Consider the following 15,760-nt stretch of genomic DNA (forward strand, 5'->3'; position numbering starts at 1 on the left):
CATGTGGACAAACACGGACAAGCACGTGGACAAACAAGAACAAAACCGTTATTCTGTGGAAAACCATGGGATAACGGGAACAAAACACGTGGACAAACGAGGACAGTAAGCGCTCACACAATCCGAACGCAACTATCCCGTGGAAAACCATGGACTAACAAGGACAATCGTGGAAAACCATGGGATAACGGGAACAAAACACGTGGACTAACAAGGACACTCACCAGATAAGCACCCTAAGCGCGTGGACTAACGGGAACACTCTATGTGGACTAACAAGGACAAACATGTGGACAAACACGGACAAGCACGTGGACAAACGAGGACAGTAAACCCCTCAAACCCCTTGCCACAACAAGCAAAACCCACACCCCATATAGTTATATACTATTATATTTTTATTTATAGCAAACCAAACTAGCTCTCCAACACTTGCCTCACCCGCTTAGCACTCACACTTGTAGGAGATGGATACAACACCACACCCTCACTAATAACCTCCCAATGAGCCAACGGGTACACCAAACTCACCTTCTCCAACGTCTGCTTAAACTTATACTTAAACTTTCGCTTCACTGTAATATTCTCCCCAAACCGCTCATACAGCCAATCCCACGACACCGTAATTGGATACCGCAACCCATGCATAGAAGCAGTAAGCCACACATACACGTCATACGCGAGCACACTACGCCCATTCAACAACACCACAGCCGCGCGAGTATCAAACGGCGCACTATCACGAGCCAAACGCTCCCACACCTGCTCACTCAACACAAACGCAAGCGAACCATCCGCAGCATCCTCAAAATCACGCACAGCCTCAATCAACGGCAAATACAACGTGTCCGACATAACCTTATCGCCCACACGGTTAATTTTATGAATACTAATACGCGCGGCAAGCAAACGGCGAAGCTGCACGCGCATCTGCTCAACCGTGCGCCCACCATGCCCCAAGCCAATCTCATCACACAACCGGTTCACACTGTGAATAATAATCATATGCTTACTGGGCACCACAAAAGCAGTTTCCTTATCACCAGCAGCACGAATCTGCTTACTCATCCACGCCATCACCAGTCGAGGGTATTTCCCAAACGGAAACTTACGCTCCTTACTCACTGAATCCACGCCAGCCTCAAGCATATACTCGTAAGAACCGTTCGTTTTCATCACATAATCAGGGTCGTTCTTCGGTTCGGTAGCAGGAAACAATGCGCTCGTCAAAAGCGTGTGACCGTACCAGATTTCCTTACGGCTTGGCTCACGGTTGAGAATATCACTCACCTTATAGGCTTGCTGGAGAGCTTTCTCCTCCGCGCTGTTACGCTGCGGGTACGCGCCTTCAAAGTTTTCGTCTAACACATCTACCATACGTTCTAGTGTACACGCCACCACCGTAGCGTACTGCAACACGGCTTTTGCTAGAAAAACACTTAAAGGATAGTATTAAAGCAACACACAACAGTAGCGCACACGGTTTAATGGTAGTTCGCCATACCGTTCTTTAACGTGCACTAACACCCAATACAGGAAAGGAAACCACGGTGAACACTAGTATTATTCAAGGCGAAAGCCTATTAAAAGAAATCCCATCAGGCATAACCCCGGGAGTGCCCTACACGCCGCCCGAACTGTTCATCGCCCTGTACGCGGACTACGCGAAAACCCATGAAACAGCGCTCATTCCATTCTCTAGCATGTTCGTGCCCGCAACACTAAACGAACGGTGCGAGCATGTTATTTTCCTGAACTCAGCAACCATGCGCGCGCTCGTGGCGGAAGTCATTGAATTTGGTTCCGACTATAATCCACAAACATGGAACACGGAAAGCCCCTACCAGATTCCTGACGGGTTCCCCGCAGCTCCTACAGGCTGTTGGGTTGCTGTCGAACAAGTACGCGAAACAGTGATTGATATTGAAGCATACAATAAGATACGCTACCGAAGAGTTGGTAAAGAACTCGTTGAAGTCACCCCGTTGAGCAGAGAGTTCATGAGCGCTCACTCGTCTCACACGGAAATGATTATCGCCCCACGCGCGTAAAACAGGGGTGGTGCATGATGAAATTTACACAGTACGTGGTGCAGCGCACGAATAAACGTTACATTCGAGCAACCCAGTATGAAATTACTCCAGCGCCGGGGTTCACGTTAAACTACAACAATCGCAACGACTTACAGTCAGTGAACCTCACCGCCCCAACCTACATTGACATGTACGCGCAGCACGCCCAACACCATGGCGGCAAGCTCCTCCTGCCGGTGGCTTCTGTAGCTTCTGTCAGCAGAATGGAAGCTGTGCAACGGTTTCTGCGCCTTGTTGTGGACGCTGATACGGGCATGTACACGTTTCTTGACGCTCGTATTGACTTGATGGGGCAACAGTATTCGCCCGGATTGAGTTTCAACGGGTATACGACCGTGCCCACGCTCTACTATGGTGAGAAAAAACTGTGGTTCGCGCTCTCCGACATTCACACGGGTGAGGCTGATAATCTTGACGAGTTTCAATACTACACGGTGGCTGGCGCTCAGCCGCTTGCTGAGGCACTCAAGTATACGAGTACGAGTTTAATTTACGCAACGAGAGTGGAGGCATGATGGCTGGTGTGAGTAAGGAAGCGGCGATTATCCCGTTCACTATGCGCGTGAAGCATGATTTTGAGCAGCCGATTACATTCCGTGCCGCTGATATTGGTGGCATGGTATCGGACATGCTATACGAGTGCAATTGGTGCAGTATTCTGCTTGTCCGATTCGGGTTTGACCAGCCTTGGCAGGTGGCTCAAGTGAATATGAGAATACGCCATAGTGGCGATACCACTGCCGTATACCATTACCGTAATGTGGAGCGGGTTGATGGCAAGTTAAGCCGTACCCTACTCGATGTGGTGGGGGAGGCGTTCGCGCTTGAACAGCGTTTTTCTCTCGGAACCCCACCTTCTAGTATCGGTAGTATGAGCTTGCACGGAGTTCCGGAATACCCGACCGACTATAGTACGCTCGCCTATTAGCGCAATCGGCGCATAGTCCTTCATACGGGTGTGTGCTGCCTCTGTTGAGCTGCCACCCGTCCTCTTCGAGCTGGCTGCATGGGGCAGTGTGTTCGCCGCCACAGTCTCTACACGTGTAGGTGGTGCAGTTGGGGCATACTGCTTCTTGTAGGCTGTCGTTGTCGAATATCCAATCCTGTTCGTAGAGCTCGCAGATGGCGTACTCTTTGGGATTGTCGTATTTTCGTGGTGCTGGTAGCGGTAGGGTGGCGGCGGTGTCGCATTGTGTGCAGGTGATGGTTATTCCTGTGGGCATGGTGTGCTTCTTTCTGCTTGTTTTGTTGCCTGTTATTGTAGGCTGTGAATCTTGGTGAAGCGAGCTTGTTGAACAGTAGCCGCACCCACTCTCAAGGGCAGGGGTTCGTAGACTAGCCGTTATGGTACAGTTAAAAACTAGTGAGCGGCATGACTGCTGGCGACAAGGCGACAAAACTCTCGCTTTCTCAGTGGCAGTTCTTCCGCTCACCTTTTTATTTCTATAGCATTGTGCGGCAGTAGCCGTGTTTATTTCCACAATAACGTTTCACAGCATAGTATTAAAGTAACAACAAAATGTTACGTGAAGAAAAGAGCAGTCTACTATGCGCATCATCTTATACATTATCATTCTCATCAGCGTTATCTCCATCAACCTCATGTGGTGGTCACTTTGCCGCGTCAGCACCAACTGCGATAGGGAGGAAGAAGTGCAAGCAGCCACACGCAACAAGAGGGAGAAGGAGGGAAACAAGTGAACACTAACATGTTCAACCCGATTCTTCGAGCAGCTAACAACACGGCAAGCCAAGCGCTACGACAGCAGCTCGACACCTACCTGCATCCTGAAACCACAGTGACGATGAGCCTCATGAGTGAAAACCAAGTGTACATCACATTCAACTATCTGAATGCGGAAATCTGCTTGAACATGTATATCACTTATCCGACTATTGAACACGCATATTTCAGTAACAAGACTAGTGGCGTGGAATCCTACGGTAACGTGGATTTTCCTCAATTCCTTACTGTGGTGCAGCAGCTTCTCAACACGATACACGAGAATGGTGTGTTGGAGGCTGTGGAAGCGTATGAGCGTTTGATTGAAGAGTAGCGTATGTTGTACACGCATTATGCTCGTCTCGCGCAAGCTGTGCGGGAAGCGTCACTCTCTCAAACAAGGTTGGAGACGATGCTCACGTATTTTCAGAATCTGCAACGCTACCAGCCTGATGTGATTGATATTGATGTGGATACGGGTGAGGAAGAACCTGATTTTTAACGGTTTAACGCGATTCGCAAATCTTGTAATACACCCAAGAAGCGCCGACTACAACTGCTCGAACAATAGCGCCAACCACTCGAATGGTGAATCTTACCACAGCTGGGATTACCCAAAAAAGAAAAAATCCCCATATAGCGCCTGCTATACCAAATATTGTTCTTAACATGCTTCAATTCACCACCCTTCTTTTCCGTGCGTGTTTGCGTGCGATAGTTATTCTGTACTAGCATCATATCTCAAGAGGAAACAAAAACCATAATTTCGTATCCACCTGCCGCACGAGCGCATCTACAGGGTTAGGGCAAGCCAATATTGTCTTGTTCTGTGTGCCACCATGATGGTTAAACAGCTCTTGACGCTACACTATCATGTACGTTATACTGTACATGTTTAGCAGGGGAGGATTACTATGGTTACCACAACCGCAACCAACTTTCGCCGTAACTTATTTGGAATGCTTGAACAAACTATCGCATACAACGAACCAATAACAGTGAGTTCTAAAAACGGCAACGTTGTAGTATTAAGCGAAGAAGAATACGACAACATGATGGAAACGCTATACCTTACATCAATTCCCGGTATGGAGCAAAGCATTATCGAGGGAAAGAATACCCCTGTCGAAGATTGCATTCCTGTAAGTGAGATTCTGTCGTGAAATATGAACTAGTTATGACCAAGCAGGCGGTTAAAGATTTGCAAAAAATTACCGCTTCAGGCTTGCTTCCTAAAGTGCGTGCGCTCATGGATGTTGTTGGCGACAACCCTTTTCAAACGCCACCGTCATTCAAAAAACTGGTAGGCAATATGCAGGGTATCTATTCACGGCGTATTACACTACAGCACCGTTTTGTTTATGAGGTAGATGAAGAGCGTCATGTAGTGAAAATTATTCGCTTGTGGACGCATTACGGCGAGTAGTGCGGCAGGTGCAAAACAGGCTACGTAGTGCAACACCTCACCGCCTACAATAAAACCATGAACACACAACAATCGATAAGGAGTAAATGCGTTATGGCATGTAATCAAACAAGCGCTCACGTATTCACCGTGAACGCGCTACCCGACACTAGTGATAAATCTCCAGCGACTGGCACGTTCCCAGTGGACACGAATACTATCGACTTCGAGCAGATTATCGCATATTTCAATCTCAACACAACAGTTGCAGAGCTGGCTGAAGATATGGAGGATTATCTTACCACCGCAGCTTACGTGTACACAGACTACAATGCAAGCACATTCTACAATGGGGCAATTAACCACATCGACATCAGAATGGAATACCTCGTATCCTACATGTATAAGATTCCTGAACGTTTCCACGGAGATGACACGTTCAGTAACGTGTGGGTGCAAGTGAACATGTTCAGTGAGAGTACGGAAAATTACCGTAATCCTCGCGCGGTGAGTTTGTTGAGCGGTGACGAGTTGAATGAGTTTATGAGCAAGAGTATGCAGGGATAGCGTGCTGCGCTTGCAAACGATAGAGCCTCAACCAGCAATCATGTTGGTTGAGGCTCCACTTTTGCTAGGCAGCGGCTAGACTACCTCACACGATGCCTGCCGGTTCTACGAGTACGCACAAGCAGCACGCCCGCAACACCCGCAAGCAGTACACTAGTTATCGCAGCCAGTGCAATATTCGCGCCCGTGCTCGCCAACACTGACTGTTCAGGCTCAGCAGGTTCGACCGGTTCAGGGAGTTTATCCCACTGTGCGCACAGTTCCACGCCACCGTCAGGGAGTGTAATCTCACTGCCCGCCTTGTACGGAGTGCTAGTCTTGCACTCCTTCCAGCCGGTGAACTGGTATCCGTTTCTGCTTGGTGTCTTGCCGGTAACTTTCACGGTTTCATCCACGTGACCCTTAGTGTCTGGGATACTGCCGTCTCCGCCCTTGAGATTATAGGTGACTTGAGATGGGTTCGCAGACCACATGGCGTACAACACCATGCCACCATCAGGCAGCGTAATACTATCCGCCGGCTGCATGACATCACCCGACCCGTCAGGCTTCACATTCCAACCCGTAAACGAGTAGCCTTTACGCTCGAACCCGCTACCCGCAGCCTTAACGGTTTCATCAACCTCACCCGTGGTCGGGTTAGTGACACCCGTACCGCCGTTCGGGTCATACGTGACTTGGCTAGGGTTCGCAGACCACTCGGCACACAATGCGACACCACCATCATGGAGCGTAATCTCACTGTTTGGCTGATACACGGTGTTCGCCTTGCAATCCTTCCACCCGTTGAACGAGTAACCCTTACGTGTCGGGGTTTTATCAGTCACATGCACGGTCTCATCAACCTTACCAACCGTGTTCGGGATAACGCTATCACCGCCCTTAAGATTATAAGTGATGCGGCTTGGGTTAGCAGCCCACATGGCGTACAAGACGAGCGGCTGGCGAGACACTTTCAACGCATCCTGAGGCTGATACGCTACCGTGCCTTGAGGAGTGAGAGCCCACCCTGTGAACGAGTAACCCTTACGTTCAAACCCGTTTTTAGCGACCGTCACGGTCGCGTCCGTAATGGTTTCCACGTCACTCATGATACCCGCGCCGCCGTTCGCATTATAGGAGACGATAGCCTTGTTTGCAGTCCACTGTGCAAACCATGTGGTTGTTCCCGCTGGCAGCGTGTACTCGGTTTCTGGCGCGTGCCCCACGCCATTGCCGTCCTTGCTGGTGTTCCAGCCGGTGAGCGTGTAGCCTGCTCGGGTTGGCACATGCCCCGTAGTGGATACTTGACCGCCGGTCACACCATTCAAGGTTGCCGTGTCGCCTACACCACCGTTAGGGTTGAGGATGAGTTGAGCAGGGTTGGCTTTCCACTGCGCGTACACGATACTGTCGCCAATATGCAGGCGGAATGTGGAGTTTACGGCAACTGGAGTGCCTGTCCCGTCAGCCTTGGTGTTCCAGCCGGTGAACGTGTACCCGTTGCGCGTGAACTGGCTGTCTGCCACTCGCACGTCACTGTCAGTGTGCCCCGTGGTGGCTGGCATCATGCCGTTGCCGCCGTTATGCATGTACACGAGGCGTGCTGGTAGCGCATACCATTGTGCGCACAAGCGGATACCGCCGTCTGGTAGGGTGAGTGGACTGTTAGCGTGGTAGATGGTGGTGCTGCTAGCCGTAGTGCAGTCTTTCCACCCGGTGAACGAGTAACCTTTGCGGGTTGGTGGGGTGCTGGTTACGGTTATCTTGTCGTCCACGTGTCCGTTTACTGGAGGGAAGTCACCTTCACCGCCGTCAGGGTCATAGGTGAGGCTACTTGGGTTCGCTTGCCATTGCGCGTATAGGGTCATGCCGCCGGCGGGGAGGGTTACTTTCGACTGTGGTTTGACTGTTGTACCGTCCGCTGGCTTTGTAGCCCACCCGGTGAACGTGTATCCTTTACGGGTGAACCCGTTCTCGGATACGGTGACCTGCTCGTCCGTGTGACCAACGGTTGGGGTCATTTTCCCTGTTCCACCGTTAGGGTCGTAGGCGAGTTGTGTTTTGTCGGCAGACCATTGAGCGCACAAGCGTAAACCGCCGTCGGGTAGGGTTACCTGCTGGCTTGCATGATACGTAGCTGTAGCGTTGCAGTCTTTCCAACCAGTGAACGTATACCCGCCGCGGGTTGGCTTGTCTGGCGTGATTTTCACGGTTTCATCCACGTTTCCTGTGGTTGGTGGGATAGTTCCCGAGCCCCCGTTAGGGTCGTAAGTGACTTGAGCTGGGTTCGCTTTCCACTGCGCGTAGAGGGTTGCTCCTCCTGCTGGTAGCGTGTATTTTGCTCCTACGTTCACACTGGTGCCGCCTGATGGTTTAGTGTTCCAGCCCATGAACTTGTAGCCGTTGCGCGTGAACTCGTTGTTTGCAACAGTAACCTGCTCATCAGTGTGACCTTTGGTTGGTGGCATGGTGCCAGCACCGCCGTTCGCATCATAGTTCAGTTGCGCACTATCAGCCTGCCACTGGGCAATCAGCTCCATGTTACGACTGATAGTAATGGGGTCTCCGGGCTTATAGTTTGCGCCGTATGGTGTCTTCCACCCGATGAACGAGTACCCTTTTCGAGTGTATGGGTTGTTTGGCGCAGTGGTTGAGTTGCCGGTGACGAATGTTTGCTTGTGGTCATCGTCCGTGGGGATGCCATTGCCTGCGTTGAGAGTGAGTGTGGCTTGTGGAGGCTGGATAGGGTGCAGGTAGATGCCTCGCGTAGTGTAGTCGTAGAGTGCTCCAACATAGTATCGCATGGTGAAATCAGGTTTTACGGTAGTGAGGAGCATGTGTTGCATAATATGGTCGTTTAGCTCCACGTTGTTTTCTGATTCGTCTAAACCTTGATACCCGTTTATGCCGTATTCTTTGAGGTGCCCGCCCGTGTCAGGGGTTTTGTAGATAGCTGTTGCTCCGCTAACGAGTTCCACGCCTTCTTTTTCGTCTAGGTCGCTGATGCCGGTGAGGAATTCTTTGCCTTGTAGGCTACTGCCGTCCTCGCTGGTTAAATGCATGGTGATGTCGAGGGTTTCACTGCCCGGTGAGAGCATTACGTTATATATGCTGAATCCTACGCTTTTATGACCGTTCACATTGTATCCGCCTTGATACATGATTACGTTGGGATTTTGTGGGGTGGCGAATGTGGCGTTCACCCAATGTTTATTACCGTTTTCGTCTGTCCAGTATCCGATATGGTTGATGGTTGCAATGTTTGTCGGGTCGCTGGCTTGGTAGCAGATGTTTCTGCTGGGGTCGCTGCACTCTATGCTAAAGTCGCCATTGACTTGTCGGAAGCCTTGTTGAATAGTGATACTGCCATGGTTGAGCATGTCGTAAGTGTCGATAATGTTACCGACTGTGTTTGCTGGAACGTCTGTGATGTTGCGTACTGGGATGGTGTGTTGTATTGGGGTGTCAATGTTGGCTGATGCGCTGGTGATGCCAACCATCAGCATGGTGGCTGTGGCGGCGAGGAGCGCTGTGATTTTTCTCCCTATTTTTCTTGGGGGAGGGTATACGTTTTGTGCATTTTTACTCTCTTCATAAAAAGGGAGCGTGGTATGCGAAAAGCGGGGATTAACAGTCGCACACCACGCAACATATTGGAGGAGGGGGAGTGTTAGCCGCCCCGAATGGGAGACAGCTAACACTCTCACGTGCATGGGTTAGGCAATATGACGTGCACGATTACGGCGGCGTACCGTGTGTAAGCCGAGCGCGCCAGCCAAGAGGCTACCTGCCGCAACCATGAGCATGGTGGCGGTTTGTGCGCCAGTCTCAGCCAAAGTGAGCTTGTAGCCGCTCCAGTCGTCCGTGTTGGAGGTGACTTCTGGGGCATCGCACTCAGTGGTCATGCCACCGTCCTCACTGGTCTCGCCAGTCTTACCGGTGTTCGTGTTGAACGGGTCAGGGTCAGTGACAGGGCACACCACGTTAGGCTTACCAGTAACCTGCACGCGGTCAGTGTGCTTGTCGCCAGCGTTCACGCCCTTAAGCGTGCCAGTCACCACGGTGCTTTCACCCGGCTTCAACACGAGCGTGTCCCAACCGTCCGGGTACTTGAAATCTTCAACCGTACCCACGCCGGCAATGGTCTTGTCGGTGAGCTTCAAGTTCTTACCAGTAAAGGTTGCACCCTTACCAGTCCTTGGGTCAGTCTTGCTCGTGTTTGTAATCTTGAAGCCGATTTCCACCCAGTCGCCGTGAATCTGCAAAGCATCCTTCACATCGTCACGGTCACCCAACACTTCGCCGGTTTCCACATCGTACTTTTCAACGTGCAGGCTAGGGGTTAGGTCTGGAGTGTATGTCCACACGATGTTGCTTTCAAGATTCTTGTCATCGAAATGCTCAACGAACTGGTTCTCATGATGCTCAACGATGGCGATGCGCTTGACTTGAATGTAGGCGCGCCATGCTTGCTCATGAACGGTGTCAGCGGACACCATCTTGAGATAAGCGGCGGTGGCTTGAATACTCACTGCGCCGGTCTTAGGGTCAAGTTTCGCAGTGAACAGTTCACCGAGCGTGCTCTTGAACTTGCTTCCATCGAGCTTATCGCCCTTAGCGGCAACCTTCTTACCATCCTTATACAGGTCAGCGTTCGCGTACACTGCCCACTGACCGGACAGCTGGTCTACGGTTGGGTCGAGCTGGTCGTCAATACCCCACTTCGCTACCTGAGGGTAAGCGCGGTTGGTTGGGATAGTGGAGGAATCCAGCTGGTACAAGAAGTCGGAGTTCAAGTAGATGGCTTGCGTGTCCTTGCTTTCACCATTCACCTTGATGGTCACGTCCTTGTCAGGGTTGATTTCCTTGATTGGGTTCTTGACGGTTTCGGTTTGCTTCTTCAAATCGTTGGTGACTTGCAGTGCCGTGTTTTTCACTACCGTGTTGTTGCCGCCGGCGATGACCGTGTATGGCAGTTCGATAGTGTAGCGGTGTCCAAGCAGGGTTTGGTCAATGCTTGGGTCTTTCAACGGGTTGTACTTGCGGTCGAGTTTGCTGTAGGCTGCAAGGTCGCTTGGCTGTGGGTCGCCTTTTGCGTTTTCGCCGGTTGCTGGAATCAGCGTGTCTACGGTTTTGGCGTAAATGTAGGCGACACCGTTCTTGACTTGAACATTGAACTTGCCGGTCACGTCTTTGCCAGTGTCAGACAGTACGGTGATGTCCTGCGGGTTGATTTTCACGTATTTTTCGTCAAAATCATCCGTCATGCCTAGTCGCCATACTTTGTAAGCGTTGTTGTTGTCGGTTGCGTCCAAAGATAGCTGGTATAAGCCTTGTTCGCCTACCAGTAGGGTTTTGCCGTCAATGTTTACGCTCTTGTTTTTGATGCTCTTGTCCTGCTTGTGTGGTTCGAGCTCTGGTGGCTCAACCTTGACAATGTTGGATGGGGTGATGCTGTTGTTTAATGTCAGCTTCCACTCGTTATCCACAGTCTTAGTGGTTGGAGCGTCCTTACGCACCGTGCCCTCGAAGCGGACAAGGAGACGCGGGTTTTGACCGTTTTTCCACTGTTCTTGCGCGAACTTGCTGTCGAAGGTGAGCTGGAACTGGTGGTTCTTGTCATCCCACTTGGTGGTGTAGCGTGTTTTCGCAATCATGGTGGCGGTGTTCAGGTCGGTGACTTCCACGGTTTGCTTGTCTGGGGTGAGGAATGGGTCGTAGGTGTCGGTTACGCCAACTTTTTCAATGGTGTAGCCTAGGTTGTTTGGTAGTTTTGGCTGGGTGACCAGCTGGTATTCTACTTTCTGCCCGGGGTACACGGTTTTGAGTTCGATGTTGGCTTGGTCGCCGCCCTGTGAGCTTTCGGCGATGATTTTCTTCTTTACTGGTGGCGTGTATACGCAAATATGAGGCTCGTTGGTGGCGACATTGTGGTTGTTGAGTTGTTCTGCGCCACTGTTGGAGAGCTTACCGCCATTAACATCACTGCCAGTGTTTGGGTTTACGCACGTGGTGAGTTCGTCTCCCGGCTGCTTGCCGAAGTCTTTGCGTGCTTGTGCTGCGCCTTTACCGTTCGCCAAGTTAATGGTTCCCGGGATGAAGAGGGTGATTTGCTTAGCCTTGGTGAGACCCTTCAAGCCTTTGAGATAGGAGGCTTTGGCGGTAGCGGTCACCACCGTGCCTTTAACCGTGATATTCCACTCGCTGGTCACATCCTTGCCCGTGTTAATAATGTCTGCGACACTGCTCTTACGGTCAGTGTCCGCGTCCGCCTCGTACACGCGCATCTGCTTAACATCCTTAACGGTGTCCCACACGTAGTCCGCGTTCTTATAGTCGTCAGTCAAAGTGAGGGATTCTGGGGCGGCAATCAGGTTCTTGCCGATAGTGCCGTTCACCACGGAGCCTACTTTATCGCCGTCCAAAAAGGTCATCGTGTCCGCGCCCGTAGCGTTACTATGCTCAGGGTCGATAACCGCCTGCCACTTACCCGAAGCCTTATCAAACCTAATCCAAGACTTATCAGGCTTAGGCTGCCACGTGTCAAAACGCTTCTCATCAGTGGAAACTGCTGGCTCGTGATTCCACGTGCGGTCTGCCGTATCCTTCACCTGCTTAAAATCAGATGGCTTATCCACAGTCACGCCGAAACTGAACTCAATCTTATGGTTCAATGGCAGCATATCCGTTTCTTTGAATGGTAGCGTACCATTGTTTGGATTGTAGACTGCGGTAACCGTGTTCGCATTCTTATCCCACGTGGTTTGATACTGGCTGGTAACATCTTTCTTGTCGGTCAAATCAGTAACCTTCATGTTGCTGATACTGTAGTCAATACCGTTAGGGTTGATATGGTCGGTAATCGTCATCTGATAGCCACCACGACCCGTACCAGTGGTGATGCGCGTGGTGTTGGTCATGCGGCTTGCGGATACTGGCTTGTCGATGGTTTTGGTGAGTTCGGTTGGTGGCTCTTCTACCACATCGAACATTTCCCTACCGTCACGGTCGTTGGTGTTTACCGCACTGTCCATGTTGCCTTGTTTTGGCACGTCAATGTCGAACCAGTAGGTGCCTTTTTGCCATGTTTTCCACCCGAAGTCCGCTGGCGTGAAGTCTGGGCTTTTGGTGGTGCCGTTGTTGGGTAGGGTTACTTGTTTGGATACGGCTTGTGGCTTGGTGAGGTAGAACTTGTCATCAGTATCAACGTTCAACCATACAGTGGCGTTGATGTTTTCTGGTTTGACATCCATTTGCTCGTTGCCGTTTTGTGGGCTGACTGGCTTGGTGTGGATGGTGTCGGCTACGGGGTTGGTGTCGCCGACTTTGTATTGGCTTGCTGCGGCGCGGTCGGTTTCCACGTGTAGGCGGTAGTTTGGTGGTGCTGGCTGGTTTTTGTCGAGTACGATGATGATGAGGTTGCGCTTGTCTTTGCCGGTGCTGTCTGGCATTTGTTCGTAGGCGATGCTGTCTACGCTGCGTCCGGGGTCGTCATCGAATGGTTGTGATGTCATGTATGGTCGTAGACCACCGTAGTTGTATTTGTTGGGTTTAACGAGAGTGTCCCATGCGTTCTTCCAATCGTCACGGGGTGTCCAAGCTAAATTTTCATCCCATGAGCGCTTACCCGCGTGAATAGGAGCACCCACAGCTACAACACGGCACTCACCGTCACCCTGATTCGGGTGACGAGCCATGAACCCGGTTGCGCACTTAACACGAGCACGCTCTAAAGTCGTCCTAATCCTATCCATGCCACCATTTTTGATAGTGATACCAGCCGCATTAAACGCATTCACCACGCTCTGCGGGTCAGCGGCAGAACCGAATGAGCCGGAAGCATCATCCTTATACTCCCACATGATGCTCATCGGGACGGCTTCACCACCAGCACCATCACCATGGTCGCCCTCACCCGCAGCATACGCGGCGACAGCGCCAGTACCGAGCGTGGCAACAGCAAGCACCGAAGCCACCACGGGTTTCCATGCTTTACTCCACTTGCTTGTATTGTTTCTTTCTGTTGGGGATTCCATGCACCCTCCAAATGTGCTTAGAATATGGTCGATATTGCACAGCACGCGCCAACCCGCGTAACCGGTTAGGGGACTATGGGTTGAGAGACGAGTATTGTGCTTGCTTTAATTATAGACTGTAATACAAAACGAACGCAACACGACAACCAAAGACAGACAGTAAGAGCGAGCTATTGCATACAAAAAGGAGGGCGAGACTTGAATAGTGTCGCCCTCTTATGTGTTGCGCCGTAAAACCTCCGGCTTTAGCCGGGGGATATAAGGCGCTTCTCTTTTACAATTCTAGCTCACATATGTAAAAGAGGGTGCTATAATGGAAACATGAACACCAAGACAGTAAAGCGGGCATACCGGTTCCGCTTCTACCCCATGACGGAACAGGAGAATATGCTTCGTCGTACTCTGGGATGCTGCCGCAAGGTGTACAATATGGCTTTGGACGCACGCTCGACCGCGTGGACACTCCACCGGGAGAAGGTCGGCTACAAGGACACGAGCCGAATGCTCACCGCTTGGAAGAAGACCAAGGAACACTCCTATCTGACGGAAGTGTCGTCCGTCCCACTGCAACAATCGCTACGGCATTTGCAGACCGCATTCAAGAGGTTCTTCGACAAGACCGGCTCCTATCCGAGATTCAAAGCGAAACACGAGGGCGGTTCCGCCACCTACACCGTCTCCGCATTCACATGGGATGGGGAGCGCAGGACGCTGACGTTGGCGAAGATGCGCGAACCATTGCATATACGTTGGTCGCGCACCCTGCCACGCGAAAGCCGACCGTCCAGTGTGACGGTCAGTTTGGACGCGGCTGGACGTTGGCACGTCAGCATACTGGTCGAAGATGTCATCCTCCAACCAGCCAAGAATGGAAACATGGTCGGCATCGACATGGGATTGGAACACTTCGCTATCCTCAGCAATGGTGAAAAAATCGACAATCCACGATACTTGAGAAAACACTTGAAGAAACTTCGGCTGGCGCAACGAAAACTCGCCCGGAAGAAGAAAGGAAGCAATAACTATCGGAAAACCCGGTTGAAGGTGGCTAAGGCGTATGTGAAGGTCAAGGACAGTCGCACAGACTTTCTCCACAAGCTCTCGACCAGAATCATCCGTGAAAACCAAACGGTTGTCATCGAGGACTTGGCTGTCGCGAACATGAGCCGACGCTGCAAGCCGAAAACTGACCCGGACAATTCGGGACAGTACCTCCCCAACGGGCAGAGGGCGAAAAGCGGTCTGAACAAAAGCATCCGGGACGCGGCTTGGAGACAATTCCGCACCATGCTCGAATACAAAGCCGAATGGTACGGACGCCAACTCACAGTCATCGACCAATGGTATCCCAGCAGTCAAATCTGCCACACGTGCGGCAAAAACACTGGCAGGAAGACATTGGACGTCAGAACATGGGAATGCCCATACTGCCATACCGTGCAAGACCGCGACCTGAACGCCGCCGTAAACATACTATCCGCCGGACTGGCGGTTCGAGCCTGCGGGGATTCACGCCTCACCGAAGCGACACTCCGGTGAACAACAGAGTGTGAATCGTCTAAACCTACAGGAAACTCCTCCCTGCGAGGGGAGGAATCCCTTGACTTCAGTCGGGGGAGGGAGTCAAGTCTAAGAGAAAGAGACGCGAATAACAAGCGCCTCGCCGAATGCAACCATCTCCCTGTAAGTCTATCTTGTGCCAGCGCACCAGCTTTGGGAGATGTGACCTGTTACCTTCGACAGCATTCATTGTATTGAGTATGTTCGACTTGTCGAGACGTTTTCTTTAACCGGAGAACGTATTGACCGTGCCGCTATTCGGTGGCAGGATGGTTGAGTTGTTTTAATACACCACATTATTGTGATACATTATTGTGATACAATACTAGTATGGTACTAGACAGAGGCATCGAATTTGAAACATCAGCCAGCAAACATGGCTACACGCTCGATG

At 51.3% G+C, this 15,760-nt stretch carries 13 protein-coding genes; 10 read left to right on the plus strand and 3 right to left on the minus strand.

Annotation, left to right across the window (positions count from 1 at the left end; genetic code table 11):
• On the plus strand, positions 1-231 hold a 231-nt coding region (locus tag IEU85_RS08750), incomplete at its 5' end, for a hypothetical protein (RefSeq protein WP_229714838.1).
• 186 nt (positions 232-417) lie between these two features.
• Here IEU85_RS08750 and IEU85_RS07690 read toward each other — a convergent pair.
• Positions 418-1,377 carry a replication protein RepA gene (locus IEU85_RS07690; protein WP_188355679.1) on the minus strand — a complete coding sequence of 320 codons (960 nt, stop codon included), beginning with the start codon at positions 1,375-1,377 and terminating at the stop codon, positions 418-420.
• Positions 1,378-1,550: 173 nt separating this feature from the next.
• Between IEU85_RS07690 and IEU85_RS07695 the strand changes: the two genes are divergently transcribed.
• The 8 genes from IEU85_RS07695 (at position 1,551) to IEU85_RS07730 (ending at position 5,788) form a co-directional block, all read left to right on the plus strand.
• Entirely contained in the window at positions 1,551-2,051 is a 501-nt protein-coding gene (locus IEU85_RS07695) for a hypothetical protein (protein WP_188355680.1), read from the plus strand.
• A gap of 14 nt (positions 2,052-2,065) precedes the next feature.
• Complete coding sequence (locus IEU85_RS07700; RefSeq protein WP_188355681.1) at positions 2,066-2,608, plus strand: hypothetical protein; 543 nt, start codon at positions 2,066-2,068, stop codon at positions 2,606-2,608.
• On the plus strand, positions 2,608-3,021 hold the full coding sequence (locus IEU85_RS07705; RefSeq protein WP_188355682.1) for a hypothetical protein: 414 nt from the start codon (positions 2,608-2,610) through the stop codon (positions 3,019-3,021). The genes IEU85_RS07700 and IEU85_RS07705 overlap by 1 nt, the downstream gene beginning before the upstream one ends.
• Before the next feature lie 769 nt (positions 3,022-3,790).
• Positions 3,791-4,150: a hypothetical protein gene (locus tag IEU85_RS07710; protein WP_188355683.1), complete on the plus strand. Its 360-nt coding sequence runs from the start codon at positions 3,791-3,793 to the stop codon at positions 4,148-4,150.
• Between the two features lie 3 nt (positions 4,151-4,153).
• On the plus strand, positions 4,154-4,318 hold the full coding sequence (locus tag IEU85_RS07715) for a hypothetical protein (protein ID WP_188355684.1): 165 nt from the start codon (positions 4,154-4,156) through the stop codon (positions 4,316-4,318).
• Between the two features lie 412 nt (positions 4,319-4,730).
• Positions 4,731-4,979 (plus strand): type II toxin-antitoxin system Phd/YefM family antitoxin, encoded by a 249-nt coding sequence (locus IEU85_RS07720; RefSeq protein ID WP_188355685.1) that lies wholly within the window; start codon positions 4,731-4,733, stop codon positions 4,977-4,979.
• The gene (locus tag IEU85_RS07725) at positions 4,976-5,242 is read left to right on the plus strand and encodes a Txe/YoeB family addiction module toxin (RefSeq protein WP_188355686.1); all 267 of its coding nucleotides are present in this window, start codon (positions 4,976-4,978) and stop codon (positions 5,240-5,242) included. Before IEU85_RS07720 ends, IEU85_RS07725 begins: the two co-directional genes overlap by 4 nt.
• Before the next feature lie 93 nt (positions 5,243-5,335).
• A complete protein-coding gene (locus IEU85_RS07730) occupies positions 5,336-5,788 on the plus strand; it encodes a hypothetical protein (RefSeq protein ID WP_188355687.1) in 453 nt (150 codons plus the stop codon).
• Between the two features lie 80 nt (positions 5,789-5,868).
• Here IEU85_RS07730 and IEU85_RS07735 read toward each other — a convergent pair whose 3' ends face one another.
• Both IEU85_RS07735 and IEU85_RS07740 read right to left on the minus strand, forming a co-directional pair.
• Positions 5,869-9,270: an InlB B-repeat-containing protein gene (locus IEU85_RS07735; protein WP_188355688.1), complete on the minus strand. Its 3,402-nt coding sequence runs from the start codon at positions 9,268-9,270 to the stop codon at positions 5,869-5,871.
• A 216-nt stretch (positions 9,271-9,486) separates the two neighbouring features.
• Positions 9,487-13,806, minus strand: coding sequence for an LPXTG cell wall anchor domain-containing protein (locus IEU85_RS07740; protein WP_188355689.1), 4,320 nt, complete (start codon positions 13,804-13,806; stop codon positions 9,487-9,489).
• A gap of 321 nt (positions 13,807-14,127) precedes the next feature.
• Here IEU85_RS07740 and IEU85_RS07745 point away from each other — a divergent pair, with 321 nt between their 5' ends.
• Positions 14,128-15,345: an RNA-guided endonuclease InsQ/TnpB family protein gene (locus tag IEU85_RS07745; protein WP_188355690.1), complete on the plus strand. Its 1,218-nt coding sequence runs from the start codon at positions 14,128-14,130 to the stop codon at positions 15,343-15,345.
• Positions 15,346-15,760: the final 415 nt, after the last annotated feature.

The organism is Galliscardovia ingluviei (assembly GCF_014635685.1).
GTDB classification, from domain to species: domain Bacteria; phylum Actinomycetota; class Actinomycetes; order Actinomycetales; family Bifidobacteriaceae; genus Galliscardovia; species Galliscardovia ingluviei.

Coding starts and splice junctions, on each gene's coding strand:
- IEU85_RS07690 (WP_188355679.1), bottom strand. CDS start 1,377: ATGGTAGATGTGTTAGACGAAAACTTTGAAGGCGCGTACCCGCAGCGT.
- IEU85_RS07700 (WP_188355681.1), top strand. CDS start 2,066: ATGATGAAATTTACACAGTACGTGGTGCAGCGCACGAATAAACGTTAC.
- IEU85_RS07705 (WP_188355682.1), top strand. CDS start 2,608: ATGGCTGGTGTGAGTAAGGAAGCGGCGATTATCCCGTTCACTATGCGC.
- IEU85_RS07715 (WP_188355684.1), top strand. CDS start 4,154: ATGTTGTACACGCATTATGCTCGTCTCGCGCAAGCTGTGCGGGAAGCG.
- IEU85_RS07720 (WP_188355685.1), top strand. CDS start 4,731: ATGGTTACCACAACCGCAACCAACTTTCGCCGTAACTTATTTGGAATG.
- IEU85_RS07730 (WP_188355687.1), top strand. CDS start 5,336: ATGGCATGTAATCAAACAAGCGCTCACGTATTCACCGTGAACGCGCTA.
- IEU85_RS07735 (WP_188355688.1), bottom strand. CDS start 9,270: ATGGTTGGCATCACCAGCGCATCAGCCAACATTGACACCCCAATACAA.
- IEU85_RS07740 (WP_188355689.1), bottom strand. CDS start 13,806: ATGGAATCCCCAACAGAAAGAAACAATACAAGCAAGTGGAGTAAAGCA.
- IEU85_RS07745 (WP_188355690.1), top strand. CDS start 14,128: ATGAACACCAAGACAGTAAAGCGGGCATACCGGTTCCGCTTCTACCCC.